This window comes from Pseudomonas sp. MM211, from assembly GCF_020386635.1.
Classification (GTDB): Bacteria; Pseudomonadota; Gammaproteobacteria; order Pseudomonadales; family Pseudomonadaceae; genus Aquipseudomonas.
On the sequence record NZ_CP081942.1, the window covers coordinates 4431786 to 4457141 of the forward strand.

Here is a 25356-nt window from a genome sequence, read left to right on the forward strand (position 1 = left end):
CAAAATAAGAATATATTAACAATATCATTACCAAAAGGGGAATTCAGTGGATCTTGAGTCGTTACGAATTTTTAGCAGCGTCGCCAGTGAGCTGAGCGTTACACGCGCCGCCAGCAGGCTGGGACGCGCGCCCTCGAACGTGACCACTCGCATTCAACAGCTTGAAGCGGAATTGGGGGTGGAGCTCTTCGTTCGTGCCGGCAAACGCATGGCGCTATCGACCTCGGGAGAGCAATTTGTAGGCTATGCGCAGCGGATCCTCTCGCTGGAAGACGAGGCTCGCCATGTCATCACCGGTGGAGCTACGGGGGGCACGCTACGTATCGGTAGCATGGAGAGCACTGCAGCTAGCCGGCTACCTGTGCCCTTGGCGGCATTTAATCGTGAGAGCCCTTCGACACAGCTCGAAGTCAGTACCGGGCCTTCAGGAATGTTGATTGAGCAGGTTCGTAGCGGCCAACTCGACTGCGCATTTGTGGCACTGCCCACAGCACACAGCGATGAAGCGCATCTCAACGAAATGGGGCTGGAAGGCAGCGCAATCTGGCAAGAGGAGCTCTTGCTGCTGCTGCCTCCAACAGATGCCACTGCCACAAGCCCTGCACAGGTAAAAACGCGTGCACTCGCAGCCTTTCGAATTGGCTGTACGTATCGGTTCATCGCGGAGGAGCAATTCGGCATCCACGCAGGTTCCGGCTGGAAAATTCAGGAATTAGGCTCTTATCACGCAATGGTCGCGACTGTAGCAGCGGGCTCCTGCGTCGCGATCCTGCCGGAAAGTGTGCTTCAACTGACCAGCGCTCGCGACCATCTTTCTACGATCAGGGTTTGCTCGATCAGCACATACCTGGTTTGGCGCAGGGACTATAAGACTCCTGCATTCGAAAAGTTCGCCCTGCTGTTCAAGGGAGCTGCATGACACTCAAGTCGATGTCTCCCGTGATGCAACTGCGTTCAGCGCTGGAGGCTGCGATTGTCATCGCGATTGGAATGGGCTTCGGCCGCTTTGCTTACACAGCTCTATACCCACGCATGGTTCAGGAAAATATCCTCAGCCTGAGCCAGGGCAGCATGGCTGCGTCTGTCAACTACGCGGGCTATCTGGTTGGCGCCCTGTTGGCAATTCAGACAAAACCGAAAAATGCCCATCGCTTCTGTCTGTGGGCCACGGGCGGTACTGCCGCCTGCCTGATTAGCCTCGCCTTTCTTGAGTCAGCTTGGCTAATCGTTATAGTTCGCGGTGTCGCTGGAGCCCTAAGCGCCGTTGCAATGGTTGCCGCTTCCCTTTGGCTGCTTCAGCGCCGCCGACATATCCATGGGGCCCCTCTGCTTTATGCAGGTGTAGGACTGGGCATCGCGGTATCTGCTGAGCTTGTCGTTCTCGGCTTCTGGTTGGATCTGACAAGCCAACAAGTGTGGCTTTTGCTGGGATTGGTGAGCTTCGCCCTGATGCTCCTTGCACTACCTGGCCTGAGCGACAACAAGTACGACGCACAGGCTGACAACAAAGGTGCGCCGGAGAGCCCGGTAAAACAATGGCCGCTAGTGCTCATCTATGGCCTCGCTGGTTTCGGGTACATCATCACCGCAACCTATCTTCCACTGCTGGTCAGGACGGCTCTTCCAGAGCTTGATCCTGGACATGTGTGGGCTGTATTTGGCCTCGGCGCTGCTCCCTCGTGCTTTTTATGGCATCGGCTACACCGGAACTTCGGAACTCAAAATGCCCTGGCCTTGAATCTGGCAATACAGGCACTAGGTGTCATCTTGCCTATATTGCTGCCAAACGGCACCGGCTATCTAGGTAGCGCGCTACTTGTCGGCGGGACTTTCATGGGCGCAGTGACCATTGCCATGTCGGCCGCTCAGCGTATCACCGCCAAAGCGAGCATCAATCTCTTAGCGGTCATGACAATCATCTACAGCGTAGGCCAAGTTGCTGGCCCCTTTGTAGCGGACGCTTTCTACACGATGAATCAGAATTTCAATGGATCACTGTGGGCCGCCGGCATAGCTCTCACAGCAGCCGCTTGTATCAGTTTGAAAATGCTCTAGCACATACAGCTAGTGGTATCAGGAGAAGCTATGAAAGCAGTCAGCCCAAACGATTTTTTAGCGATTAACGACGTCCTTTGTCGATTCTTCCTGTCCTTCGACCGTCGAGATTGGGGATCGATGAGCAATTGCCTGTCCTCGCTCGTGTCCATTGATTACTCATCGTCGGGTAGAGAAAAACCATCGACTATGAGCGGCATGGACTTTGTTAGGCGCCGAGAGAATGCTGTCGACAAATTGGCTAAACACCACAGCTTTTCGAATCTTCTTGTTGCGTATGAACAGCATGAGGATGCAGTGAGCGCTCGTTGCAACTATCTGATCCTGCGATTCGCAGACTGCCAATCCGCAGATATTGCCGGTGACAATTTCTTTCACTCCTGCGGTAATTACGAGTTTTTGCTCAACCGGGCAGACGATCACTGGAAAATCACAGGCATCACGCAGCATGCACTACAAAGCTGGGGCAACAGGAGCCTACATGGTGGCTCGCAACCAGGGGCATGACTTTTAGATCATTTATAGGCTGTTCTTTGAAGGCCAGAAGCGGACGTTTAGAACAGAGAAATAAATCTGTTCTCTTTTCCCAATGGACATCATTGCGGCGTACGCAAGGCTATCGCGTGGTGCGCGCAGCGCTCTCTACAAAAGCACCTTAGCACTTGGCGCCGCACAATTAGGCGAAGCATGGACTTCGCGTACACTAACGTTATGCCTGAGCCAATGCACTAACGAACAGATCGTAGAGTGCTTGTGGTGGTGTTGGAGGGGATACGCAACTAGCACGGTTGAAGTTACAAGCGCCAGCTGAGTGCAGCGTGAGTGCCCCACCAGTTAAAAGAAAACTGATGCTCTGGCGACTCCTGAAGTGGCTGGCATTTCTTTCTTCATCTGTTCCGGCACATGGTTGAAGGTCTAGCCTGTAGCGTGCAGGATCGGGTTGGATGGTACAGCGGTTCTTACACCCATCAACTTGATCTAGAAATTGCCTCTTTGCTAATCAGTGTCTGCGCTCGCACATATTGTCCTGGCGTAACACCCATTATCCGACGGAACATGGCAATGAAAGCACTAATATTTTCGTAGCCAAGCTCAATCGCCGTTGTCGTCACTGACATCCCCTCGACCAATAGTTGAATAGCGCGCAACGTGCGTGCACGTTGTCGCCATTCAGAAAAACTAAAACCGGTTTCAGCGACCAGACGCCGGGCAAGTGTTCTAGGTGCCATACCTGACCAAGCAGCCCAATCCTCAAGTGATCTATTGTCATCAAGCTGAGCAAGTATCGCATTGGTGATACGCCTCAAGCGCGGGTCATTGGGGTGCGTCAGACCGATGGGTTCAGCGGGTGAGGTAGCAATTTCATCCAAGATGACTGCTGCAACCCGCGACTCCATTTCGTTGCGGGGTGGTTGTCCCCACGACGCAGCGCGGCTTACAGCTTCGCGCAGCAAACTGCTGACCCTAAATGTGCATGGCATTTGATGCAGGATCCCGCACTCTTGCTCCGCGATATAGACCATCGCTCCTGCAAAAGCGCCATGTGACATCATCGCGTGTGCGACACGGGGAGGTATCCAAATGGCATGGGTAGCCGGCACTACCCATGAGCCGCCGTCAGTGCTGACGGAAAGCAGGCCGGCAAGGCTTGCGATTAGTTGGCCTGTCGTATGAGTGTGGGGCGCCGTTTCGCGGATCGCCCGGTCGCGTTGCTCTATCGCCAGCAGTGGCATAAGCGCGCGGTTCATGGCTGGTTTACGTTATCCAATGTCATATCCGAGGTAGCCATATCCTGAATGCCTAATGGAGAATAAGACCGGTCAGAGGAATACTCAATGTCTAAAAATCGCAAATGTTGCTTCTCTTGGATTGGCCTGATTATGCGTACCTCTCACACATTTATTTTCTGTGTTTTGGCCGTAACAGCTGGATGCGCAAGCTCACCTCCCTAATTGGCCCGTGAACCTTTAAAGGATCATTTGATGAATTCTAACCACATGGTGCATGCCGTCGATCATATTGGCTTCGCAGTCAGTTCATTGGAAGAAGCCATTCGCTTCTGGACAATTGGACTTGGGTTCACTCTTGAGCGTCAGTCGGAAATGGGCGGATCATTCATTTTGCAAGTAACCGGCACCGCCGACCCGAGCGTGCGAACGGCTATAGTCAAAGGCCCGGATGGCAGCCGAGTAGAGTTGCTGGAATATTCGCAGGGTGACCGCCACGGTATCACTCCACCTACGGCATCAGCGATTGGTTCAGCGCATTTGGCATTGAGAGTGCAGGACATATACGCCGTACTCGAACGCATTGAGCAAGCAGGCTGGAAAGCAAGAGGCAAGCCTCAAGCGATTCCCGCAGGCCCGCGCAAGGGAACTCTAGTTGTATATGTGATCGGACCAGATCATATCACTCTGGAACTGATGCAGGCTAATGAGTAGCTTCCTGCCGAAGGCTGTTAATCTTATTTCCCTAAAGCAATTACTTAAAGCGCTCTCCGTCGCGCATGATGTCTAATGGCAAACATAAAGTTCATCACCTTCAAGTATAAAGCTGGCGTAATCATACACTTCGCCGGCCAAATAAAATTTGGATTTCCTTTCTGGCACTCTACTGCGCAGATCGAAAAGCTAAAGCCCTAGTGCGCTAGAGCGCAGATCACTAACGCGCAAAGGCGAAAATTTTAAATTACCGCCATATAAGATCTATCAATGACTGCTTTTGGCGGAGGACATTCCTGAATTAGCAGCTTCTGGCCTTTCGTCCCTGTTGCGAACATCCGCGCTCCCAGGCGTTTGCTCTCCATCTTATGCTGCAAACCTGAGCGAGTTCAAAGATCCCGCAGCATCAATCGCTGCTCCTTACCCCACGCCCGAAAAAACTCCTGCACCTGCCATCCACGCTTGGCGTAGTAGTCGCTGCGATCATAGGTGTGCAAATACAACCGCGTGGTGCCGTTGGCCTTTGCGGCGTCGCAGATGCCTTCTATCAATTGTTCCGCCAACCCTCGCTCCCTTGCCTGCGGGGCGATAAAGACGCAGGCTAGCCAGGGCCCCAGCTCCGGGCGTTCGGGCAAGTCGTTGGCGGCAAGTGCAGCGCCGCCAAGTAGCTGGTCATACCCTAGGGCGATCAGACATTGCCAATCACCGTTGCCCTGGCCTTCCGCGAATTCGCGTTGCCAATCGGCCAATGGCTGCTCAACAAACTCGTATGCGAACTGCTGATGCAGCCACTGCGCCAGGGTGTCGCTGTGTTGCATATGGTCACGCAGCCAAACCAGGGGGCATGTGAGAGTCTTCCTTGTTTTTGATCAGTACGCGTATGTGGCCGCAAGGAGGGAATAGGGTCAAGCGCAACGGTGAAAAGGTGACTGAAACGGTGACAGATTTATTTTTCTTCCGGAATGACCGCTTCTGGCCGGCAGCTGCCGGTCAAGCTTGAGTTGGGTGGACGAAACTCAAGCTGCTCGCGCGATTGAGCCAAGCAATACTCCCCATGATCAGTAGCAACACGACTGCAGGTAGGGGGAGTACGTACGCTAGCCAAAAGTGAATCCGCCCCCTTTGCCGCAGTTGCTTAAACCTCGGCAACTGCCTCACGCACGAAGTTTTCGTAGGTGCGCAGTGGGTGCCCAATGATGGTCTGAAGTTGCTCGATGGTTCCTGCTGCTGCCTGCATGCCGAATGTTTGAATCCCCGCCATCATCAGACGCATGTCATAAGCCAGCCAGCTAGCACCATACGACGCCAGCTGTCCTTCGAAAGCGGCTACATCATCACCACCGTAAGCGATCTCGCGGCCTAGCGCAGCGCTCCAGATCTTCGCCACGGACGCCCCCGTAAGCGGTTGCGGGCCAGTCAACTCCAGCGTTACAGGATCCAACGCAGACGATGCCTTGTCTCGGCGCAGTAACTCTGCAACGGCAACGTCAGCGATATCGCGTGCATCAATCATCGAGACGCCTGCCGACCCGATCGGCATCGGATAAACCGAGTAGTTCTGAATCGTCTGCTGAACCATGCGATCGTTTTGCATGAAGTAAGCCGGGCGCAAAATGGTCGCGGGCATTTCGAGGCTCTCGATCATGCGCTCAACCGTATGCTTGCCGGTGAAGTGCGGGACATTGGTGAATTTGTCAGCATGAATCACCGACAGGTAAACAATCCGCTCAATGCCAGCCTCGCGAGCAAGGTTCAGCGTGATGAGGGCTTGGGTAACCTCATCGGGCGTCACGGCATTGAGCAGGAACAGCGTACGCACCGACGAAAGTGCCGTGCGCATCGACGCAACATCGGTGAGGTCTGCGAGCACTTCCGTAACGCCCGCCGGGAACTCCCGCTTACCCGTTTGACGCACGAGGGCTTTGACCTCGGCGCCTGCCTCAGCAAGGCCTTGGGTGATCAATGAACCAATAGTGCCCGTGGCACCGATGACCAGAATGCTCATGTTGAAACTCCTGCGTTGAATAGAGGGGTGGATCAGAGAGTGAAATCGGCAACGACCTTGCCAGTGCGTGACACGGTGCGATTGCGTTCGATTGCCTTGGGGATGTCAGTGAAGCTGACTACTTCGCCGAGCCTGGACTGAAGCGTGCCGCTGGCGACTTCTTTGGCCAGTTTCTCCAGCAGTACAGGGTCAGGTTTATTCATGAACCAGAGGCCCCGGCGATTGGCGGGCGTTCGGGCCAGAATGTCGGGCGATGAGGTGCCGACAATGACGCCGTCGTGCGCCAGCACCTGCCAGGAGCGTTCCAGTACCTCACCGCCGACGTAGTCGAGCACCAGGTCAATATTGCCGACGACGTTTTCGAAACGTTGAGATTGGTAGTCAATGACAAGATCGGCGCCGAGGCTGCGCACGTAATCGAGATCCGCAGTGCCCGCCGTTGCGCAGACCTCGGCGCCCGCACGCTTGGCGTACTGCACGGCATAAGCGCCAAGCCCACCTGCCGCGCCATGAATCAGAACCCGCTGCCCCGCAAAGATCGGCCCAGCGTGATGAAGACTGTTCCAGGCCGCGACGGCCGCTACAGGCATGGCAGCCGCATGCACGTCGTCTAAAGCGTCAGGTGTCGGGGAAAGGCTCGCTTCGCTGACTGCCAAGAATTCAGCGTAAGCGCCCAGCCCGCCCATCGCTCCCATGACACGGTCGCCAACACCGAAACGAGAGGCGCCGGAACCAACCGCCTCAACAACCCCAGCCATCTCGGCGCCGAGCACGATGGGCAATGGGAGCGGAAACGCATTGCGCACATGACCTTGGCGCACCTTCCAATCGATGCCGTTCACGCCAGCCGCTCGGACTCGAACCAAAACCTCGCCTTGCCCTGGTGCTGGCCTCTCGATCTCGGCAATTTGTACGGCTTCAGCACCGCCGTATGAGTGGATCAGTAAAGCGCGTTGGGTGGTGCTCATTGCAATTCCTCATCTCGTGTTCCGATGACGAGAAAGTAATCCGTTGCACTTACAAAACGAAGACCACAAAATCCAGACACCTTGTTTCAGATATGGAACACCATGAACCTGAACGCGCTGATCGATTTCATCCTTGTCGCCACCAATGAGGGGCTGGGAAAGGCAAGCCGTGCGAGCGGTATTTCCAAAGCCACCTTGTCGCGCCGAATTTCCGACCTTGAGGAACAATTGGGCGTAAGGCTGATCGAGCGCAGCGCCCGTGGCTTGAAGCTCACCGAAGCCGGTGAGGCGCTGATGTCTCGAACTGAAGGCCCGCTGAGCGAAGTGACCGAAGCCATGACGGCAGCCCGTGAAGGCGTTTCAACACCTCGGGGACGCTTGCGAGTCGCTGCTCCGGTTCTGTTCTCGCAGCTCGCGATGGGGCACATTAGTGCCGAGTTCTGTAAGGCCTACCCGGAAGTCTTCATTGAGGTCGTGGCGGAAGATCGCATGGTGGATTTGGTGGAGGAGCAATTTGACGTCGCTATCCGAATCAACCCCAGCCCAGACAGCAGCCTGGTTGGGCGGTGCTTCGCCAAGGATCGGCTGATTGTTGTGGCGGCACCTGAAATACCAAGGCCGAGGCCCGGCGCAATCAGATCTGTTCCTGGCATCGTGACTTCAACTTTCCAGCCCACGCACTGGAGTCTTGATGGTGGACAGTTGGTCTTGGAGCCGATCCCGAAAATGCAGTTTTCTTCATTGCTGATGGTTCGCGATGCAGCTATCGCCGGTGGCGGTGTAGCCCTCATTCCACAGTCCATCGCCTGGAACCAGCTTGCCAGCGGTGAGCTGGTTCAGTGGGGAACGGTGTCAGGTGTAGAGCCGGCGCTTTGGGTCTTGCACACATCCAGGCGGCTTGCGGCTCCAAAGGTTCGCGCATTCGTCGACTTCATATGCGCTCAATACCCCGATATGTCACTGGTTTTGAGAGGATAGAAGAACCTTCAACCTGGCACGTGCATGCGATGTTGGGCGTAAGTAACCACTTGCAATAGTCCGCTTGGCCGAAAGCGGGTTTGTTTTCGCCGATCGAAGGGAGTTCGGCAGATGGATATAGTCGCTCGTGATCAGGTTATCGATCTGCCAGCCTGATCACGCGACGCTAGGCGTTGGTGGGATCATGAATGATCGTGAAGCCCACAAAACCTGTGGTGCCGGCGACGAAGCTACGCATGGCCGCTCCCGTTACTTGATGACCGTATTTGCGACGTCTCTGCAACGATGGCGATCGCGCAATCGTAAGCAAACATGCTTAGGACTCCGAGATACTTTCGCTATCGTCCAGCATCGACCACCCAAGATGGCCGGCCACGTCACGACGGTGGTAGAACGTATGCAACAGTCAGCGGCGAAACCTGAGAAAAGGGGCCCGCAGTTCTCGGAGCCAGTCCAGCCATGATCGTATCCATCGCCTTACCATCGAGCCGCGCACATGCAGTGTTGGCGCGCTGTGCCCTCGCCCTCGCCGCGATAATGGCGTGGAGCGCTCCGACACATGCTGCCGACGCACCGCAAACGGCCACGCTGGACGGCATCCTCGATCAAGCTGCCGCGCTGGTGCCGCTGGAGACGGTGATAGTCGCTCGCGATGGACAGATCATCGCTGAGCGCGGCTATCGGGGGCATCGCACCACCGCCGCCACCAATATCAAGTCGGCTTCCAAGCTGGTGATCTCCGCGCTGGTCGGCATCGCTATCGAAAAGGGCGTTCTCGAAGGCACCGACCAGCGAGTGGCATCGCTGCTGGCACCGGAGCTGCCTGCCAATCCTGATCCACGCCTGCAGCGGCTGACGGTCGGCAACCTCCTTTCGATGCAGGCCGGGCTGGGCTCGACATCCGGCCAGAACTACGGCGCCTGGGTCGGAAGCCGCAACTGGGTGCGAGCGGCATTGGCGCGGCCCTTCGACGACGAACCCGGCGGCCGGATGATCTACTCCACAGGCTCCACGCACCTGCTTTCGGCCATACTGACCCGGCAAAGCGGGCGCTCGACGCTGCAACTGGCGCGTGATTGGCTGGGGCCTCAGGACGGCTTCCAGATCGCCAGTTGACCCGCGATCCGCAGGGCATCTACATGGGCGGCAACGAGATGGCCATGAGCCCGCGCTCCCTGCTGGCCTTTGGCGAACTCTACCGTCGTGGCGGCGTTACAGCCTCGGGCCAGCGCCTGCTCTCGCAGGCGTGGATCGACGCGTCCTGGCAGCAACGCACGCAGTCCCCCTGGACTGGTGACGGGCATGGCTATGCCTGGTTCCTTACCCGTATCGCCGATGAGGACATCCACTACGGCTGGGGCTACGGCGGCCAGATGCTCTACCTGGTGCCGCGGCTAGGGCTGACCGTCGTCATGACCTCGGACGAGCATGCCTCAGCAGCCCACAGTGGGCACCGAAGAGACCTTCATCGTCTGCTGGCCAGCATCATCACGTCCGCCACGCAGGCTCCGCGAACGTCGGGGTAGATAGGTCGCCGGATCGACGGTACGTCCTGCCAGGGTGGAGTAGGTCGATACGATATGTCCGAAGGAGCTTCAGCGATTACTGATTACAACAATCGCTTCAGGCGATCAGTACACCCCGGTCTGATCCCAAAACTCACAGTGGTGCGTGTCTGCGAAGCGGCCGGATACCACCTTGGCAGTAGGCAGTGCAAAGGTCATGACGTTGTCCTGCCTGGGATCGAAGCGCGGCCAGTCGCTCTGCTTGCCAGCAACCGCAGCGACGTTCGAGAAGTGAGCGACCATCTGGTCGGAGAGTTTCTCCTGCAAGAGATTGAGCTTCACCTGCATGTCACCGCCACCGCGGAATCCGGGGAATAGGTAAGGCAGCTCGTAGGTATGGGCAGCAAGCATCGGGAACGAGGTAGGCCCGACATATGACGGCGCGGTTCGATCACCAAATTCATAGGCGTATACGGGGATCTTGTCTGCTAGAACCCGACTCATCTGAAGGCCAGTGCACGCGAACATGCTGTCAGTGGCAGCTGCAGCGAACGCCTCACTTGGGCTGTCATAGTTTTCAAAGGGATACTCGCGCAAGACCTTTGGAGCCAGCGCCTTCCCATACATGCGCTCGATCTCTACGGGATAGTCGACCTCCTTCATCACCTTGCCGGTCATCAGCTCTGGCAGTGCGACGAAGAATCTCCCCTCATCGCGGGTGCTTCCGTTGACCAACGTGGCATGGTTGATTTTCCCCGTACGGTAGGCATCGGATGGATGCATCGGCAGCGACTTACCGTCAACGATGAATTCGTTGAGCGCGAATGGAGCCTGAATATCCAGGATCCGTTTGGTCGGTAAGGCACGCAGGCAATTGGCTTCACCAGTATCGCACCCCGCCTCTTTCGCAAAGGCTGCGCCGACCTCTTGCGCAACCGCCAACGGACGCGGGGCACCGAACGCCGGATGCCGGGTCATTACCCCGCCGCCGCTCATGGCAATCGCGTGTTGAAACAGCCCGGCCGACTGCGGGGAGGCCATATGCACCATTACGCTATTGCCGCCAGATGACTCACCAGCGATCGTTACGTTGGAAGGATCTCCGCCAAAGGCTGCAATATTGCGTTGCACCCACTGCAGGGCCGCTTGCTGATCCATCAGGCCGTAATTGCCGAAGTCATGCCCTTCACTATCGAGAGCAGGGTGTGCGAGGAAGCCGAATACACCCAAGCGATAGTTGAGCGTGACCACAACAGCCTTGCCCTGCCTGGCCAGTTTGCTCGGGTCGTAATCGCCACCTTGGCCGACCTGAAGAGCGCCGCCATGTAGCCAGACGAAAACCGGCAGTTTCTGGCGGTCGTTGCTGGCATTCGTATCTCTGTACACGTTGAGATAAAGACAATCCTCACTTCCGCCCGCCTTGGCGAAAACGCCCAAGTCCGCATTCTGTGCGCAGCGGCTAGCCAATGCATTGGCCTTGATGGGAGCCGTCCAGTGTTTAACAGGCTGCGGCGGCTGCCAGCGCAGATCCGCCACTGGTGGCTCGGCATAGGGAATCCCCTGCCAGGACTCGAGGCCGTCGACGGCCGCTCCAATGATGGGGCCAGACGTTAAGTCGATAGCGAGACGCTCATCAGCATGACTTGAAAGAGCGGCGCAAAGCCCTCCGAAGAGCGCGAGGGTGGCCAAAAGGCAACGCCGCGAAATCAGGTTTTGCATGTGAGTCCTTGAATAGTTGAGGTGTCGCTAGATGCGCTGGATTCACCGCCACAGCCGATAGAGGCCCAACCCCGGCTCGTACCAAGGTTGGGCTTTAGCCGCTCGCTCCGACGCGGGCGGCCATCACAGATCAACCAGCGGCGTTTTCCAGCGTGGCAGCGATGGCATCGCGGGTACGCTGCCCGTTGTCGGCGCCTACGCGCTCGGTCAATACCTGCGCTGCCTGACGCAGCTGCCCGGTGGTAAGGCCTACATTTCGGCTGATGCGGATGTGGGATTGCAGCTGGGACTCCACGCCAGGAAGCGCAGATAAAAAGCTGACGGTTGCCAACTCCCGACTCTGCCAGTCGAGGTTGTCCCGCTCGAAGATGTCCCCAAACAGGTGGGTCTTCAGGTAAGTATCAGCGGCAGGCGCAAACTCGAACAACGCCCCTTCCACGCGCTGGCCTACCAATTTGGTCTGGTTTGCAGTGCCGGCCTCCAATAGCGCGTCACCGGTGGGGATCTCCCGACTTGGCTCACGGCCCGGATCGTCCTGAATGCCACGCTCTTTGCGTGATGCCACAACGTCCATCAGCTTGCCCAGCGCATTGAGGCTGCGGGGAAATCCGGCGTAGGCGTATGACTGCACCAGTACTTCTTTGATATCGCTAACCGAGAGCCCATCGTCCAGCCCCTGGTTTAACGCTTCTTCCAACTTCGGGATGTTGCCTGCTGCCGCGAAGGCCGCGATGGGAATGATCGCCTGCTGTTGGGCGGAAAGTGTCTCGGAAGTGGATTGCGTGCTGCTTCGAGCGCGATCCGAGTTTGTCGCCGGGGCGGCTTGGCTGACGGCCGTGGCCAGGCTTAGCAAGCCGCCAACAGCCAGCATGCAGATGCTGCTGCACTTAGTGAGCGTGGTATTGGTCATCGCTGACTTTCTCCATCCATTCGACATTTTTTCCATCCGCCTGCACACCGGTAACCGCCAAATGCGTCATCGCCGTTTTCGGTGATGCTCCATGCCAGTGCTTCACGCCTGGCGGGCAGTACACGACATCACCCGGGCGAATCTCCTGGATCGGCTTACCCCACTCCTGAGTGAGCCCGACACCCGAGACCACTGACAAACGCTGGCCAACGGGATGGGTATGCCAGGCAGAGCGAGATCCAGGCTCGAACGTCACCAGCGCTCCCGACACATTGATGCCGCCCTCGGCCGGCCAGATCATGTCGATACGAACCGGGCCGGTGAAATATTCCGCAGGCCCAACGATCGATGCTTCGCTGCCGGCTCTGACTATCTGCTGGCTCGAATCGCTTGCAGGTTCTTCACCTGCGGCGTTCGACGCGCCGACATGAAGCGCTGCAGCGCATAAGGCAAATCTTACTAAGGGGGTGGACATGACAACTCTCCTGTAAACATCGCCTAACCTGCCTTGAATACGGCACCGTGATGCGTTCTGGTGCTTCGGCAAATGGCAGTCTGGGGGCGGCGGCAACCACTCCTGAAAAACCCTGGATACAACCTCTACCGCCAAGCGTAATGCTGCCTAATCACACTAGGGCTTAATGCACTTGCTGATAAGATGGTAAAAACGGAACGCACTAGTGCACTGAGTTCACCAATGGCAAAGCCCAATCTCAATGATTTGTTAGCGTTCGCGACTACGGCGCGGGAGCGGAGCTTCACAAGGGCAGCGGCGCAGCTGGGTATATCGCGCTCCGCCTTGAGCCACAAAATGCGCGCGCTGGAAGAACTGCTCGGCATGCAATTGCTGACACGCACCACGCGCAGCGTTTCGACCACTGAAGCGGGCGCGCGCTTGTTGAGTGCTGTAGCGCCGAGAATAAGTGAGATTGAAGAGGAGCTCGCGAGCCTGACCGCTTTGCGCGAGAAGCCCGCCGGGATGGTGCGCATCACGGCAAATGACCATTCAATCCAAACCGTGCTGTGGCCCCGGCTGCTGCCGTTGCTGGAGGAGTACCCGGAGATCCAGATCGAGTTCAGCGCGGACTACGGTTTTACCGATATCGCGGCCCAACGTTTCAACGCCGGCGTCAGGCTTGGCGACAGCGTAGATAAAGACATGATCGCTACGCGCATCGCGCCGGACATGCGGATGGCAATAGGCGCGGCGCCAAAATACTTGGAGGGGAAACGTCCACCGGCCTCCCCCCATGAGCTGACCGAGTTCGACTGCATTAACCTGCGGCTGCCTACCTATGGCGGCCTCTATGCCTGGGAATTTGAAAAAGATGGCAACGAGCTCAGTGTTCGCGTGCAAGGGCAGGTCATCTTCAATAACGCGTTTCTCATGATCAGAGCAGCTATTGATGGCCGGGGGCTGGTCTATGCGCCATTCGATATTCTGGAGCAGCACTTCAAATCCGGGGAGCTAGAGCCGCTACTCGAAGACTGGTGCGCCACATTCCCCGGCTACCATATTTACTACGCTAGCAGGCGTCAGGTCTCGCCGGCACTCACTCTGGTAATCAACGCGCTGCGTTATCACCAAGCGCCGTGACTCGCGGATTAATCGCTCAAGCGCTGCATGTTGCTGCAACGATCACCTCTCAATCACAGCCTCGTGTTAGCACCAATGTCCTTCTGCAGCCGCTAATTTTCGTGGTATCGCAGGGCTGCGACAAGAAGCTGGAAAGCAGCTGTATTCTGCCTCCGGCTCGGGTAGTAGAGATGATACCCAGCAAATGATGGGCACCACTGCTGCAGAATCGGCAGCAGACTCCCCGCCCTGATCTGCGCCTCAACTTGCGATCTCAACAAGCAGGCCAAACCGAGCCCCGACATGGCGGCTTGAATTATCAACTCAGGCCTGTTCAACGACAGCTGGCCGGATACTCTGACCTTCAGCGGCTGGCCGTCCCGCGCGAACTCCCACGTTGATGCGCCGCCCAAGGTGGGCAGGCGACGATTGATGCATCGGTGGGACGAAAGCTCGAAAGGGGTTTCGGGCTTGGGGTATGTGGCGAAATAAGAAGGCGCACCCACCACCACCAACTGCTCCGGTGGGCCAATCGGAACGGCAACCATGTCCTTGTCCAGGTTGGCGCCAAGGCGAATACCGGCGTCGTAGCGCTCCGCGACTATGTCGACAAAACCATTGTCCACATCGAGCTCGATGTTGAGATCGGGATAATCAGAAAGCAGCGTGTGTACAGCAGGCCAGACGATGGTTTCTGCAGCATGATCCGCGGAGGTGATCCTCACCGTACCTGCCGGCTGGTCAGCAGCCCCCGTCAACGCGCCCAGTTGCCGATGTATATCCTCCAGCGCCGGCCCGAGCGTTTCCAGCAGACGAGCGCCAGCTTCAGTGGGCGCAACACTGCGAGTGGTTCGGCTTAGCAGGCGGATGCCGAGCCTGCCTTCGAGGCGACGGATTTTATGACTCAACGCGGACTGAGACGTCCCGAGGCGCCCAGCGGCCCGAGTAAAACTGTTCAATTGCGCCACCGCCACGAAGGCCGCCAGGCTGCCAAGTTCGTCCTGCATGATTAATGACTCCCCGTCATACCCACCACTCAAACCGCGAGTCATCCACGGCCTGAATCTAAGAACTGATGATAGCTCCCAGCAAAAACTTATGACTTACCGTCATAAGTCCAAGTGTGTTCAAGCGGCTAATCACAGCGGCTCATGCGGGTTAGAGTCTTTGCTCACTATGTGCCAATGCCATGGCTTGCGGAGGATCGATCACGATGATGAGACGCTTTCTAAAATCACCCATTACGCTCCTCGCATCAGTCACCGTAATGGCGGGAGCTGCGGGAGCTCAGGACGGAACAAGAAACCCCGCTTACGACGCGTTCATACTGATTCCCGAGAGCCCCTCCTCCGCTTATGTCGACGCCACGGCAACTCATGTTCCCATCGCCCCCAGTCTTCACGCTACCGACTCGGTATTTATCGACGTCGACGATGACGGGCATTTGGACGTGGTGGTTTCAGTCGAGTACGGGGTTAACAGGCTCTATTTGAACGATGGCACCGGGCGACTGACCTACGTGCCCGATGCCTTTGGGACAGAGCCTCATGACAACGAGCATGTGAAAGCTGCCGACTTCGACGGCGACGGCAATATGGATGTGGTTTTCGTCGCTGAATCCGATGAGGTACACCAGCTGTTTCTGGGTGATGGCAAAGGTGGTTTTATCGATGCCAGCGAGCGTCTCCCGGCACATAGCCAAGGTAATGGATTGGCAGTCGGCGACGTAAACGGCGACGGATTGCCTGATATCGTGGTGGGCAGTACAGGCGAAACGGGGCACACGCCAGACGCGGAGATCGTTCCGGCTAGCAACCTGCTCTTCCTCAACGATCCGAAGCGCCCAGGGCACTTCATCGACGCCACGAAAACACACCTCCCCGATAGCAATGATCAGACGGAAAGCATTGCGCTTGCCGATATGACCGGCGACGGCCATCTGGACATGGTGATCGCGAGCCCGGCCCATCCAAATCGATTGCTGATCAACGATGGGCAAGGCCGGTTCACCGACGCATCTGATCGGCTTGATCTACAAGTGCCGATGGAAACCCGCGAAGTGCAGGTTTTCGATGCGAACGGAGATGGCCTCAATGACATTCTGTTCTTCAACATTACGAGCAATAACTTCGGCTGGGACAAAGATCCGCAGACCCGGCTTCTGATCAACAACGGCAAAGGCCGCTTCATTGACGAAACCACCCAACGCCTGCCAGCGCACCGCTTCTCGAGCTGGGCGGGCAAGATAGTCGACTTCAACAACGACGGTGCCCCGGATATTCTCGCCGGCGCGATTCAGGTACCTGGGTTCGTACCGCTGCAGTTGAGAGCTTGGCAGAATGATGGCAAGGGCTTCTTCAAGGATGTCACGCTTGAGGCGGTACCTGGCATTACCGTTGGTCGAAGCTGGAGCATGGGCTCTGGCGACCTCGATGGCGACGGCAAGACCGACATCTTCATTGGCGGCTGGGGCACACAAGCCAGGCTGCTGCTTACCGATAAACAAGGCTATCAAGATGCCCTGCCCGCGCAGCAAAGATTGACGCCAGCTCGTAGCAAAGAGCACAACTAGAGCGTGTACTTACCTGCGTAGCGCCTTGCGCCTGAGTGGCAGGACAGCAGTCCGTCTCAGGAGTCGTCAAGCCGCTCCTACAGGTGGAAGGCTGTTCAAGGCGCGGGCAACAGAGTACCTGGGTGAGCGCATCAAGAAGGCGACGTCTCGATGTCGCTCGGAGGCATTAAAGCGTCGAGCATGGGCGGTTGTGGCTGGGCGCATCGGGGCATCCTCAGCCACTCGAATTCTTATAATCCGAAACTGCAGTGCTCTCAGTACGCCGCCGCTTCCTCCCCCGACAAAGCGACTACACGGGGGTTGGTAGACATCGCCAAAGCGATCGCAATTTTTGCACTGCCTGGGTCGAACCGAAGCTGTAGCAGCGCCCAGGAAACTGCCGTGCGGCAATTTTCACAGTGGAGGAGCCAGCATGCCCTACCGAACAAGAGCAGACGCTTTTTGGGCAGGTGTCCGTGCGCTCATTCCATTGACCCCAGGCGTGGTTCCATTCGGGCTTCTGGCAGGTGTCATGGCCATCGGAGTCGGCATGACACCGGGCATGGCGATGGGCATGACGTTGCTGTTCTATTCCGGCTCGGCGCAGATGGTCGCGCTGCAGTTGCTGCAAGACGATGTCTTGCCAGTGGCGATCATATTCACTGCATTGATCATCAATCTGCGTTTCCTGATGTACAGCGCGTCGCTTGCCCCTTACCTGCATCACCTGCCTCGGCGCTGGACATGGCCTCTGTCTTACATGCTGTCCGACCAGTCGTACGCCACCTGTATTCTCAAATTGTCATCAGGCGAACTGGGACGCTTTGCTCACTTCTTTTATGCCGGTACGGCGCTGACCATGTGGTTGTCCTGGCAGCTCTCGGTCATGGCCGGCATCTTTCTGGGCACCAGCATTCCCGATACCTGGTCGCTGAGCTTCGCGATCCCCCTTTCGTTTCTGGCTCTGCTGGTTCCGGCGATCCGCAATTCGGCAAGCCTTGGCGCTGCTGTGGTCGCAGGCGTGGTCGCGGTATGGGCAGTCAACATGCCGTATAACCTGGGCCTGCTGACTGCATCGATAGCCGGTATCGGTGCGGGGCTGCTGATCAGCAAGACGCGCCAGCAAACGGCGGATGACACGAGCGTCAGCAATGCCGAGCGAGAAGCCCCATGAGCGATTTGTTTCTCTGGGGGCTGTTCCTGGCTGTCGGCCTCGGAACCTTTGCCATACGACTTTCCTTTCTCGAGCTCTATGGCCAGATCAGGATTCCGGCAATTCTCAGCCAAGCCTTGCAGTTCGTTCCTGCCAGCGTGCTGGCCGCGCTGGTTTTACCGGCGGTGGTATACCCCGGCGGACAAAGCGAAGTGGTATGGAACAGCCCGCAGATTCCGGCCGCCATCGTGGCCACCTTGATAGCCTGGAAGGTACGCAATACCACGCTGACGCTCGTGGCGGGCATGGGGACGCTGTGGGCTCTCGAGCTGTTGGGTTGGTGATGGAGTTGCAGTATTTGCACGGCTTAATACTGCTCTACTCTCCATGAGCAAGGCATCCAGCACTACTCAAATGCTGGATGCCCTGATCGCTCCGCGCTGGGCCGAATGAGCGTGCTACGACGCATCGATCCAGATGGTTTTCAGCTCGGTGTACTGGTCATGCGCCCAGATCGATTTGTCGCGCCCACCGAAGCCGGATTCCTTGTAGCCACCGAACGGCGTTGATGCGTCACCCTCACCGAAACAGTTGACCGTGACGATGCCGGCACGGATTTCCCGTGACAGGCGCAGCGCGTTGCGCAGGCTGCCGGTATAGGCCGATGCGGCCAGACCGTAGACGGTGTCGTTGGCCAGGTCGATGGCTTCGTCGATATCCGTGAAGGTGGTCACCGACAGCACAGGGCCGAAGATTTCCTCGCGGAACAGGCGACTTTGACGATCCACGTCGTTGACCACGGTCGGCTGAACAAAGATGTTCTTCTCCGTCTGCCCGCCATAAACGATGTCCAGTTTGTCGCTATGCGCCTGATCGAGATAGGAGCGAACCTTCTCGAAGTGCGCCTTGCTGACCATCGCACCGAGGCGATTTTCCGGATCCAGCGGGTCTCCCATCTTCCAGCTCTGGATGTGTACACCAATGCGTTCCAGCAACGCATCCCTGACCTCGGCGTGGACGATCAGGCGGGATGAGGCCGAGCAGTTCTCGCCCATGTTCCAGAATGCGCCATTGACGATGAACTGGGCGACCTGGTCGATATCCTCGACGTCGTTCATGACGACTGCCGGGTTCTTGCCACCACACTCAAGCACGACCTGTTTGAGGTTGGATTCGGCGGCGTACTTGAGGAACAGGCGGCCAGTTTCAGTGGAGCCGGTGAAGCTGACCATGGCGACATCGTTGTGGCGACCAATGGGCTCACCGACTTCACGGCCGCCACCGGTGACCACGTTGAACACACCTGCAGGAATCCCCGCTTTGAAGGCCAGCTCGGCGACGCGCAAGGCAGTGAGTGTGGTTTCTTCAGCCGGTTTGACGACGATGGAACAGCCAGCGGCCAGCGACGGGCTGATCTTCCAGGCCAACATCAGCAGCGGGAAGTTCCAGGGCAGCACCAGGCCAACCACACCGACCGGCTCACGCACGACCATGGCCATGGCTGCCGAGCCAACCGGCGCGGTGCTGTCGTAGATCTTGTCGATCAACTCGGCGTGCCAGCGCAGGGTATTGACGGTTTCCGGCAGGTCGACGTTCTGGCATTCCTGAATAGGCTTGCCACTGTCCAGGCTTTCCAACACGGCCAGCTCGTGAGCGTTATCTTCGAGCAGTTGAGCGAAACGCAGAAGGATGCTTTTACGTGCACCGGGCGAAAGCAGTCGCCAGCGACCATCGTCGAACGCCTCGCGAGCGGCTGCAACAGCGACGTCTACATCCTCGGCGTTACAGGCTGCGACGTTGGCCAACAGTTCGTCGGTTGCCGGGTTGGTGGTGACGAAGGTTTCGCCCGACAGCGCATCACGGAACTCACCGCCGATGAAGGCCTGGGTACGGACGTTCAGCTTGGCAGCGATGTCTGCATAAGCTTGTTTGGTGAGCAACTCGGTCATGTCAGGCCTCCTGAGTGATCAGCGATACGTTTTTCTTCAGCGCGGCCACGACGCGCTCCAGTTCGGTTTTTTCGTCGCTGCTCATATCCTTGAGCGGAGCCCGTACACCACCGGCGCGAAGGCCGCTGATTTCGCAACCATGCTTGATCGACTGAACGAACTTGCCGCCCTCCAGGAAGTCCATCAGCGGCAGCATCGCTGCCATGATGCGGCGGCCCTTGTCGAAGTCCTTTTCGATCACGCACGCCTCATAGAGCGCGACGTGCTCGCGTGGCACGAAGTTGGAGCCGGCGCACACCCAGCTGCGGGCGCCCCAGGCGAAGAACTCCAACGCCTGGTCGTCCCAACCGCAGGAAATCTGCAGGTTGGGTCGATGAACCGCGAGGTGATGCAGGCTCGCCATATCACCCGAACTTTCCTTGATCGCCTGAATGTTCTTGCATGCAGCCACGGCGTCGAAGAATTGCGGCTGCATGGCCACGTTCATGCGGCCGGGATAGTTGTAGAGCATGATCGGCAGGCCAGCGGCTTTGTCCACGGTGAGCACGTGTTCGCCGATTTCCTGCTGGGTTGGCAGTGCATAGGGTGGCGTGCCGACGAGGATGGCGTCAGCCTTTTGGGACTTGGCCACCTCGGCGAAGAGCACGGAATCCTCGGTGCGAATGGCGCCTGTGCCAATTACCAGCGGCAGGCGGTTGCCTATCACCTCGCGAGCACGGGTGATCAACGCGATACGCTCTTCGCTGGTATGGGCGTAGTACTCACCCGTAGAGCCACCGATGACGATGCCGTGTACCCTGGCCTCGATCAGGTATTCGAGGACCTCCGCAAACGCACCATGGTCGATCTCGCCATTGCTCTGCAGCGGAGTAATGGCCGGAGTGAAGATGCCGTCGAAGTTCATGGGTAGAGCCTCCATCTGGTTGATTCATTGATAGTGCGGAACCGGAGCACCGCGTTTCGGCAGTACGTTGGCCTCAGCTCTCCCGCCCTGCCCGGCGCTGCCCCCACAGCAGGTTCAGATTGACCCCTGCTGACAGGAACGGCTGCGGTGGGTTTGCGTTGGGGCCTGGAGCGGCCAGCAGGAAATCGATCAAGTCATTGCGTTCGCCAGCGAGCCAGTCGGCCAGCAACTTACCGGTGATGGTGCCGCGTGTTACGCCCAGCCCGTTGCAGCCCAGAGCGCCATAGACGTTAGGTGCCAACTGGCCGAAGAAGCCGTTGTGGTTGCGGGTCATCGCCAGTGCGCCGCCCCAGGTGTATTCGAAATCGACGTTGGGCAGCATGGGGAAACGTTGTGCATAAGAGGCCCTGTGACGCTGCAGAAAACGCTGCAGGTATTTGGGGTTACTGCGGCCATCAGGGTTGAAACTGAAGCTGTTGCGAATCAGCAGACGGTTGTCCGGCGTGCGGCGAACCGTGGTGCCGAACGGATCGGCCGGAATGACTCCCCAGTAGGGTTTGCCTTGCAGGCGCGCCTGTTCGTCACTGGTGAGTTGGCGGGTGATGCTGCCGTAGGTGAAGATCGGCAGCATGCGCCCGTGCAGAAAACCGAAATGCTGACCAAAGGAATTGTTGGCCAGCACCAGCCGGCTGGCAGAGATGCTGCCAGCGGCATGCCGTAAGCGTGTTTTATTGGTGCCGTATTCAACTTCCAGAATCGGCGTGCGCTCGTAAAGCGTCACGTTCGCGGGCAGGTTGTCGGCCAGGCCTTTGACCAGCGCCGAAGGCTGAATCAACACCGCTCCCGGGGTGTACAAAGCCTGGCGATAGAAGTGCGTGCCAATGTGATGCGGCAACTCTTGCTCGCTGAGCATTTCATAAGGCTGGCCGAGCTTGTCCAGGCCACGGCGGTATGCATCGAGCACGGCCAGGCCTCGCCGCTCGACTGCGGCCTGATACTTCCCGCAGGCCTTCATCTGGCAGTCGATACCAAAGGTCTCGACCCACTGGCTGAGCAGACGCTGGCCAGCCAGGTTCAGTTTGAGAACGGTTCTGGCGATATCGAGATCGCCGATGTAATCCTCGGCGCCGATGTCATGGGGCAAATCGATTGCAAAGCCGGCGTTGCGCCCGGAGGGGCCGAGGCCAACCTCCTGCGCCTCTATCAGCACCACTTCGTCATCCGGGAAGTTCAGCGCCAGTTGCCGAGCTGCCGAGAGGCCGGTAAACCCCGCGCCGATGACCACCCAGGGTGCCTCACTGTGGCCATGATGGCTGGCACAGGGTTTACGCGGCGGGCTGAGGTGGAACCAGCCACAGCTGTTGTCATCGGCAGGCAAGGCGTGAACTTTCATGAGTGCTGAACCATTGCAATTGAGGAAGCGGCCTGAATGCAGGGCGTACTGAGCTACACCCGCTGGCTGGCGAGCGGGTTCGTTGGTTATCGTGATCAGGTGCTCGGCTGTGCCTGGAAAGCCGAGTGGTGGCTCAAATGCGAGTCGTAGGTGGTTCTGAATTCCATCGGCGGCAGCCCGAACAGATCCTTGAAACGACGGTGAAAGTGCGGGTAGCTGACGAACCCGGTAGCCAGTGCTACATCGGTCAGTGAGCGGTTGCTGTGGACGATCAACTGGCGCGCGCGAGTCAGGCGCAGCTCCAGGTAATAGCGCAGCGGTGGCGCGTTCAGGTGACGCGAGAAACGACGCTCTAGCTGTCGCCGTGAGACGCCGACCTGATCAGCGATCAGCTCGATGTCCAGCGGCTCTTCTATGTTCTCCTCCATCATCGACAACGCCACACTCAACGGTTTGGGGAGGCACCTGCCACTCGGCCTCGAGATGGCGGGCAAATCCTGTTGATGACGCTCCGGCTGGTGCAGGCGCTTGATCTCGTCCTCGAACACCGGTGTATGCCCCAGTGCGCAGCGCTTCATCACCGCCAGCATCAAGTCCAGCACCGCACCAGGTTCGGCACTGGTGCCAACGCGGCCGCTGAGTGCGTGACCACTGCCACCGAGATCCAAAGACGGGTGATACTCCTTGATCGGCGCAAGACTATCGGGGTGGCATACACCGGCCCGGTTTTCGAGAAGCCCAGCCTGCGCCAGATGAAATGCAGCGTTCCACAGGCCGCACATCATCGTGCGCTCGAGGGCGGCGCGGCGCAGCACCTTACTCAGTACGGCGTTTGGCGCCAGCCTGACGCGGTGCCCTCCGACGAGCACAAGCATATGGTGCTGCACACGAACCAGCGGCAGGCGCTGGGTATCAACCGTCACACCCACATCACTACAGATGGCACCACCAGTCAGCGACCATGTACTGATCTGGTAGTCGACACCCTGCTCGAGTGCAGTGCCCGTATTGAGCGCGTCCAGTGCAGTGGAAAAGGACGTCAGAGAAAACTGGTCAAGCAGGATGAAGGCGACACGAACACAGCGGCTTGCCGGAGTGCCACCCACGCCAAACACCTGGTTTCGTGATTTCAGTACGCTTTGAAAGGAGTCTTTCATGATTCACCTGCCTGCCCAGAAAACTCTGCCCTTACTGCTGTCCAGCTGCCCGTGCATCTTTCAGCCAGCTGTGCCATTCGGTCTGGTGAGCACTGATCCACTCCTGGGCCTGGCGCTTTATAGCCTCGAGTGACTTCTCGCCATTTTGCATACGCAGGTTCTGTGCGCTTTCGTCTTCAGTGGATATCCGGACTTTGGAAAGGAAGGTGCGCGCTGCCGGATTTTCCTCGGCGAACTCCTTGTTAAGAACCGCCTTCACGTTGTCGATCGGAGCGCCGAGATTCTTGCCATCAAACGTGGTGTTCACGTCATTCTTGCCGTCGGGCAATGAAGTGAATGGAACCGGCAGCCATACGACGTCACGCCCCTCCACCAACACGCCAGAGATCCATTGCGGCACCCAGGTGTAGTAGAGAATCGGTTGCCCCTGCTGATAGCGAGAAATGGTGTCGGCCATCAGGGCGAAGTAAGAGCCACGGTTATTGGTGACGGTATCGTTGAGGCCGTAAGCCTTGAGCTGGTGCTCGATGATCACCTCGCAACCCCAACCAGGGTTGCAGCCGGTCAGATCTGCCTTGCCGTCACCGTTGCTGTCGAAGAGTTTGGCGATTTCTGGCTTCTTGAGGTCAGACACGTCCTTGATGTGGTGGGCATCGGCGGTTTTCTTGTCGATCATGAAGCCTTGCAATACCCCGGGCATCACGTCACCGACCGCAGTCATCACGTCATCGCCGCCAGCCTTGGCGTAGAACGCAGCATGCAGGTGCTCCCACATGTGCACGGTGAAGTCTGCATCGCCGTAAGACAGCGCCAGAAACAATGCTGGGTAGTCAGTCTCTTTCGGTTGTTTGACCTCGTAGCCAAGCGCCTCGAGCCCCGCTATAGCTATTTCGCCGCGAAAACGCTCTTCGGCGATGGTCGGGAAGATAGGCGTGACCGATACCCCCTCGCCGGGTTTGTCCGGGTTGGCTGCCTGAGCGGCGGATACCAGAATCATGCCGATAACCGGAGCGGTCATGGCGGCAACGATAGCTCTCTTGCACATGGAGAAATTCATGAGTCACCTGCTGATGTTTTTAATTAGAGGAAAGGCAAGTTCAATGAGTTAAAGGCTGTGCAACGTCTTTCTTTTTCTTCTTCAACCGCACCACCAGCCCGACCGGCCCACTGTGGTACCAGCGCTGACCGGTAGTCAGGTGTTGACTGCGCTCACCCAGCGCTTGGGTGAAACGATCCAGACAAATCGCCAGCAGTACCAATCCGATACCGCCAACGCTCGCCAGCGCCATGTCGAGCCGGCCAATACCACTCAGTACCATCAGCCCCAGACCACCGACGGAAATCATCGACGCCACGACTACCATCGACAGCGCCAGCATCAGGGTCTGGTTGACACCAGCCATGATGGTGGGAGCGGCAAGCGGCAGCTGCACCCTTAGCAGCATCTGTCGAGGCGTACAGCCAAAGGCCCGTGCGGCCTCGATTTTGTCTTCAGGAACCTGACGAATACCCAGGTTGGTGAGACGTACCAGTGGCGACACCGAAAAAATGATGGTGACGATTACGCCAGGCACGTTGCCGATGCCGAACAGCATCACCACCGGAACCAGATAGACGAATGCGGGCAAGGTCTGCATGGCGTCGAGCACTGGGCGAATCAACACCTCGAGACGGTCGCTGCGTGCACAGGCAATGCCCAGTGGGATACCGATCACGGCACAGAAAAACAGCGAGGTCAGAACCAGCGCGAGAGTGACCATGGCGTCGCCCCATACGCCGATCAATCCCAGGGCAGTGAGCATGACGACCATCAGCGCACCGATTCGGCGTCCGCCCACCTGCCAGCCGATCAGGCCCGCCAGGATGATGAATACGCTAGGCGGTACCGACATCAGCGCTGCCTGGACACCATCGAGCACCTGATCGACAGGCCAGCGAATGGAGCGAAATACATCGCGAAAGTTATGCACCAAATAACGAAGTGCATCTTCCACCCATGTCCCTACTGGAACATTGATCGTTTTGAACGGGTCGAGAAAACTAAAATCGGACATGAGCTGTACCTCAGCCTCAACAACGGCTTACTTTACGT

Annotated in this window: 25 protein-coding genes; 11 read left to right on the top strand and 14 right to left on the bottom strand. The window is 57.8% G+C overall.

Features of this window, described 5'->3' with window-relative positions; translation table 11 throughout:
* Nucleotides 1–46: 46 nt before the first annotated feature.
* From K5Q02_RS20405 to K5Q02_RS20415, 3 genes are read left to right on the top strand one after another with little or no spacing between them, the layout of a single operon-like run.
* Nucleotides 47–919, top strand: a complete 873-nt coding sequence (locus tag K5Q02_RS20405) for a LysR substrate-binding domain-containing protein (protein WP_225833670.1) — start codon at nt 47–49, stop codon at nt 917–919.
* Nucleotides 916–2055 (top strand): YbfB/YjiJ family MFS transporter, encoded by a 1140-nt coding sequence (locus tag K5Q02_RS20410; protein ID WP_225833672.1) that lies wholly within the window; start codon nt 916–918, stop codon nt 2053–2055. Before K5Q02_RS20405 ends, K5Q02_RS20410 begins: the two co-directional genes overlap by 4 nt.
* 30 nt (nt 2056–2085) lie before the next feature.
* Nucleotides 2086–2562 carry a nuclear transport factor 2 family protein gene (locus K5Q02_RS20415; RefSeq protein WP_225833674.1) on the top strand — a complete coding sequence of 159 codons (477 nt, stop codon included), beginning with the start codon at nt 2086–2088 and terminating at the stop codon, nt 2560–2562.
* A gap of 461 nt (nt 2563–3023) precedes the next feature.
* Here the strand turns inward: K5Q02_RS20415 and K5Q02_RS20420 are convergent, their stop codons facing one another.
* On the bottom strand, nt 3024–3803 hold the full coding sequence (locus tag K5Q02_RS20420) for an AraC family transcriptional regulator (protein WP_225833676.1): 780 nt from the start codon (nt 3801–3803) through the stop codon (nt 3024–3026).
* Between the two features lie 234 nt (nt 3804–4037).
* On the opposite strand from K5Q02_RS20420, the gene K5Q02_RS20425 reads away from it, so the two are divergent.
* A complete protein-coding gene (locus tag K5Q02_RS20425) occupies nt 4038–4496 on the top strand; it encodes a VOC family protein (RefSeq protein ID WP_225833677.1) in 459 nt (152 codons plus the stop codon).
* A gap of 389 nt (nt 4497–4885) precedes the next feature.
* Here K5Q02_RS20425 and K5Q02_RS20430 read toward each other — a convergent pair whose 3' ends face one another.
* From K5Q02_RS20430 to K5Q02_RS20440, 3 genes are all read right to left on the bottom strand, one after another.
* Nucleotides 4886–5314 (bottom strand): GNAT family N-acetyltransferase, encoded by a 429-nt coding sequence (locus K5Q02_RS20430; protein ID WP_225833679.1) that lies wholly within the window; start codon nt 5312–5314, stop codon nt 4886–4888.
* Nucleotides 5315–5631: 317 nt separating this feature from the next.
* Nucleotides 5632–6501 (bottom strand): NmrA/HSCARG family protein, encoded by an 870-nt coding sequence (locus tag K5Q02_RS20435; RefSeq protein ID WP_225833681.1) that lies wholly within the window; start codon nt 6499–6501, stop codon nt 5632–5634.
* A gap of 32 nt (nt 6502–6533) precedes the next feature.
* Nucleotides 6534–7469 carry an NADP-dependent oxidoreductase gene (locus K5Q02_RS20440; RefSeq protein WP_225833683.1) on the bottom strand — a complete coding sequence of 312 codons (936 nt, stop codon included), beginning with the start codon at nt 7467–7469 and terminating at the stop codon, nt 6534–6536.
* Between the two features lie 102 nt (nt 7470–7571).
* Here K5Q02_RS20440 and K5Q02_RS20445 point away from each other — a divergent pair, with 102 nt between their 5' ends.
* The 3 genes from K5Q02_RS20445 to K5Q02_RS24375 all read left to right on the top strand — a co-directional run bounded on the left by K5Q02_RS20445 (nt 7572) and on the right by K5Q02_RS24375 (nt 9973).
* On the top strand, nt 7572–8447 hold the full coding sequence (locus K5Q02_RS20445; RefSeq protein ID WP_225833685.1) for a LysR family transcriptional regulator: 876 nt from the start codon (nt 7572–7574) through the stop codon (nt 8445–8447).
* 459 nt (nt 8448–8906) lie between these two features.
* Nucleotides 8907–9563 (top strand): serine hydrolase domain-containing protein, encoded by a 657-nt coding sequence (locus tag K5Q02_RS24370; RefSeq protein ID WP_225833687.1) that lies wholly within the window; start codon nt 8907–8909, stop codon nt 9561–9563.
* The gene (locus tag K5Q02_RS24375) at nt 9560–9973 is read left to right on the top strand and encodes a serine hydrolase (protein WP_268945236.1); all 414 of its coding nucleotides are present in this window, start codon (nt 9560–9562) and stop codon (nt 9971–9973) included. Before K5Q02_RS24370 ends, K5Q02_RS24375 begins: the two co-directional genes overlap by 4 nt.
* Before the next feature lie 105 nt (nt 9974–10078).
* Here the strand turns inward: K5Q02_RS24375 and K5Q02_RS20460 are convergent, their stop codons facing one another.
* From K5Q02_RS20460 to K5Q02_RS20470, 3 genes are all read right to left on the bottom strand, one after another.
* The gene (locus tag K5Q02_RS20460; RefSeq protein ID WP_225833689.1) at nt 10079–11671 is read right to left on the bottom strand and encodes a carboxylesterase/lipase family protein; all 1593 of its coding nucleotides are present in this window, start codon (nt 11669–11671) and stop codon (nt 10079–10081) included.
* 130 nt (nt 11672–11801) lie between these two features.
* Complete coding sequence (locus tag K5Q02_RS20465) at nt 11802–12581, bottom strand: carboxymuconolactone decarboxylase family protein (RefSeq protein ID WP_225833691.1); 780 nt, start codon at nt 12579–12581, stop codon at nt 11802–11804.
* Entirely contained in the window at nt 12559–13056 is a 498-nt protein-coding gene (locus K5Q02_RS20470; RefSeq protein WP_042554566.1) for a (R)-mandelonitrile lyase, read from the bottom strand. Before K5Q02_RS20470 ends, K5Q02_RS20465 begins: the two co-directional genes overlap by 23 nt.
* 222 nt (nt 13057–13278) lie before the next feature.
* On the opposite strand from K5Q02_RS20470, the gene K5Q02_RS20475 reads away from it, so the two are divergent.
* Entirely contained in the window at nt 13279–14178 is a 900-nt protein-coding gene (locus K5Q02_RS20475) for a LysR family transcriptional regulator (protein ID WP_225833693.1), read from the top strand.
* A 92-nt stretch (nt 14179–14270) separates the two neighbouring features.
* On the opposite strand, the gene K5Q02_RS20480 is transcribed toward K5Q02_RS20475, so the two are convergent.
* The gene (locus K5Q02_RS20480; protein WP_442964022.1) at nt 14271–15167 is read right to left on the bottom strand and encodes a LysR family transcriptional regulator; all 897 of its coding nucleotides are present in this window, start codon (nt 15165–15167) and stop codon (nt 14271–14273) included.
* Nucleotides 15168–15370: 203 nt separating this feature from the next.
* Here K5Q02_RS20480 and K5Q02_RS20485 point away from each other — a divergent pair, with 203 nt between their 5' ends.
* From K5Q02_RS20485 to K5Q02_RS20495, 3 genes are all read left to right on the top strand, one after another.
* On the top strand, nt 15371–16729 hold the full coding sequence (locus tag K5Q02_RS20485; protein WP_225833697.1) for an FG-GAP repeat domain-containing protein: 1359 nt from the start codon (nt 15371–15373) through the stop codon (nt 16727–16729).
* Nucleotides 16730–17141: 412 nt separating this feature from the next.
* The gene (locus K5Q02_RS20490; protein ID WP_225833699.1) at nt 17142–17882 is read left to right on the top strand and encodes an AzlC family ABC transporter permease; all 741 of its coding nucleotides are present in this window, start codon (nt 17142–17144) and stop codon (nt 17880–17882) included.
* A complete protein-coding gene (locus K5Q02_RS20495) occupies nt 17879–18205 on the top strand; it encodes an AzlD domain-containing protein (RefSeq protein WP_042553960.1) in 327 nt (108 codons plus the stop codon). The genes K5Q02_RS20490 and K5Q02_RS20495 overlap by 4 nt, the downstream gene beginning before the upstream one ends.
* A 114-nt stretch (nt 18206–18319) precedes the next feature.
* On the opposite strand, the gene K5Q02_RS20500 is transcribed toward K5Q02_RS20495, so the two are convergent.
* The 6 genes from K5Q02_RS20500 to proW form a co-directional block, all read right to left on the bottom strand.
* Nucleotides 18320–19810 (bottom strand): aldehyde dehydrogenase, encoded by a 1491-nt coding sequence (locus tag K5Q02_RS20500; protein ID WP_225833701.1) that lies wholly within the window; start codon nt 19808–19810, stop codon nt 18320–18322.
* A 1-nt stretch (nt 19811) separates the two neighbouring features.
* The gene (locus tag K5Q02_RS20505) at nt 19812–20714 is read right to left on the bottom strand and encodes a dihydrodipicolinate synthase family protein (protein ID WP_225833703.1); all 903 of its coding nucleotides are present in this window, start codon (nt 20712–20714) and stop codon (nt 19812–19814) included.
* A gap of 73 nt (nt 20715–20787) precedes the next feature.
* Nucleotides 20788–22107: an NAD(P)/FAD-dependent oxidoreductase gene (locus K5Q02_RS20510; RefSeq protein WP_225833705.1), complete on the bottom strand. Its 1320-nt coding sequence runs from the start codon at nt 22105–22107 to the stop codon at nt 20788–20790.
* Between the two features lie 95 nt (nt 22108–22202).
* Nucleotides 22203–23264 (bottom strand): GlxA family transcriptional regulator, encoded by a 1062-nt coding sequence (locus K5Q02_RS20515; RefSeq protein WP_225833707.1) that lies wholly within the window; start codon nt 23262–23264, stop codon nt 22203–22205.
* A gap of 31 nt (nt 23265–23295) precedes the next feature.
* Entirely contained in the window at nt 23296–24309 is a 1014-nt protein-coding gene (gene proX / locus K5Q02_RS20520) for a glycine betaine/L-proline ABC transporter substrate-binding protein ProX (protein WP_225833708.1), read from the bottom strand.
* 52 nt (nt 24310–24361) lie between these two features.
* A complete protein-coding gene (proW, locus tag K5Q02_RS20525; protein WP_225833710.1) occupies nt 24362–25318 on the bottom strand; it encodes a glycine betaine/L-proline ABC transporter permease ProW in 957 nt (318 codons plus the stop codon).
* Between the last annotated feature and the right edge of the window lie 38 nt (nt 25319–25356).

Coding starts and splice junctions, on each gene's coding strand:
- K5Q02_RS20490 (WP_225833699.1), top strand. CDS start 17,142: ATGCCCTACCGAACAAGAGCAGACGCTTTTTGGGCAGGTGTCCGTGCG.
- proW (WP_225833710.1), bottom strand. CDS start 25,318: ATGTCCGATTTTAGTTTTCTCGACCCGTTCAAAACGATCAATGTTCCA.
- K5Q02_RS20485 (WP_225833697.1), top strand. CDS start 15,371: ATGATGAGACGCTTTCTAAAATCACCCATTACGCTCCTCGCATCAGTC.
- K5Q02_RS20425 (WP_225833677.1), top strand. CDS start 4,038: ATGAATTCTAACCACATGGTGCATGCCGTCGATCATATTGGCTTCGCA.
- K5Q02_RS20465 (WP_225833691.1), bottom strand. CDS start 12,581: ATGACCAATACCACGCTCACTAAGTGCAGCAGCATCTGCATGCTGGCT.
- K5Q02_RS20500 (WP_225833701.1), bottom strand. CDS start 19,810: ATGACCGAGTTGCTCACCAAACAAGCTTATGCAGACATCGCTGCCAAG.
- K5Q02_RS20415 (WP_225833674.1), top strand. CDS start 2,086: ATGAAAGCAGTCAGCCCAAACGATTTTTTAGCGATTAACGACGTCCTT.
- K5Q02_RS20435 (WP_225833681.1), bottom strand. CDS start 6,501: ATGAGCATTCTGGTCATCGGTGCCACGGGCACTATTGGTTCATTGATC.
- K5Q02_RS20510 (WP_225833705.1), bottom strand. CDS start 22,107: ATGAAAGTTCACGCCTTGCCTGCCGATGACAACAGCTGTGGCTGGTTC.
- K5Q02_RS20410 (WP_225833672.1), top strand. CDS start 916: ATGACACTCAAGTCGATGTCTCCCGTGATGCAACTGCGTTCAGCGCTG.
- K5Q02_RS24370 (WP_225833687.1), top strand. CDS start 8,907: ATGATCGTATCCATCGCCTTACCATCGAGCCGCGCACATGCAGTGTTG.
- K5Q02_RS20495 (WP_042553960.1), top strand. CDS start 17,879: ATGAGCGATTTGTTTCTCTGGGGGCTGTTCCTGGCTGTCGGCCTCGGA.
- K5Q02_RS20445 (WP_225833685.1), top strand. CDS start 7,572: ATGAACCTGAACGCGCTGATCGATTTCATCCTTGTCGCCACCAATGAG.
- K5Q02_RS20430 (WP_225833679.1), bottom strand. CDS start 5,314: ATGCAACACAGCGACACCCTGGCGCAGTGGCTGCATCAGCAGTTCGCA.
- K5Q02_RS20470 (WP_042554566.1), bottom strand. CDS start 13,056: ATGTCCACCCCCTTAGTAAGATTTGCCTTATGCGCTGCAGCGCTTCAT.
- K5Q02_RS20460 (WP_225833689.1), bottom strand. CDS start 11,671: ATGCAAAACCTGATTTCGCGGCGTTGCCTTTTGGCCACCCTCGCGCTC.
- K5Q02_RS20420 (WP_225833676.1), bottom strand. CDS start 3,803: ATGAACCGCGCGCTTATGCCACTGCTGGCGATAGAGCAACGCGACCGG.
- proX (WP_225833708.1), bottom strand. CDS start 24,309: ATGTGCAAGAGAGCTATCGTTGCCGCCATGACCGCTCCGGTTATCGGC.
- K5Q02_RS20475 (WP_225833693.1), top strand. CDS start 13,279: ATGGCAAAGCCCAATCTCAATGATTTGTTAGCGTTCGCGACTACGGCG.
- K5Q02_RS20440 (WP_225833683.1), bottom strand. CDS start 7,469: ATGAGCACCACCCAACGCGCTTTACTGATCCACTCATACGGCGGTGCT.
- K5Q02_RS20505 (WP_225833703.1), bottom strand. CDS start 20,714: ATGAACTTCGACGGCATCTTCACTCCGGCCATTACTCCGCTGCAGAGC.
- K5Q02_RS20515 (WP_225833707.1), bottom strand. CDS start 23,264: ATGAAAGACTCCTTTCAAAGCGTACTGAAATCACGAAACCAGGTGTTT.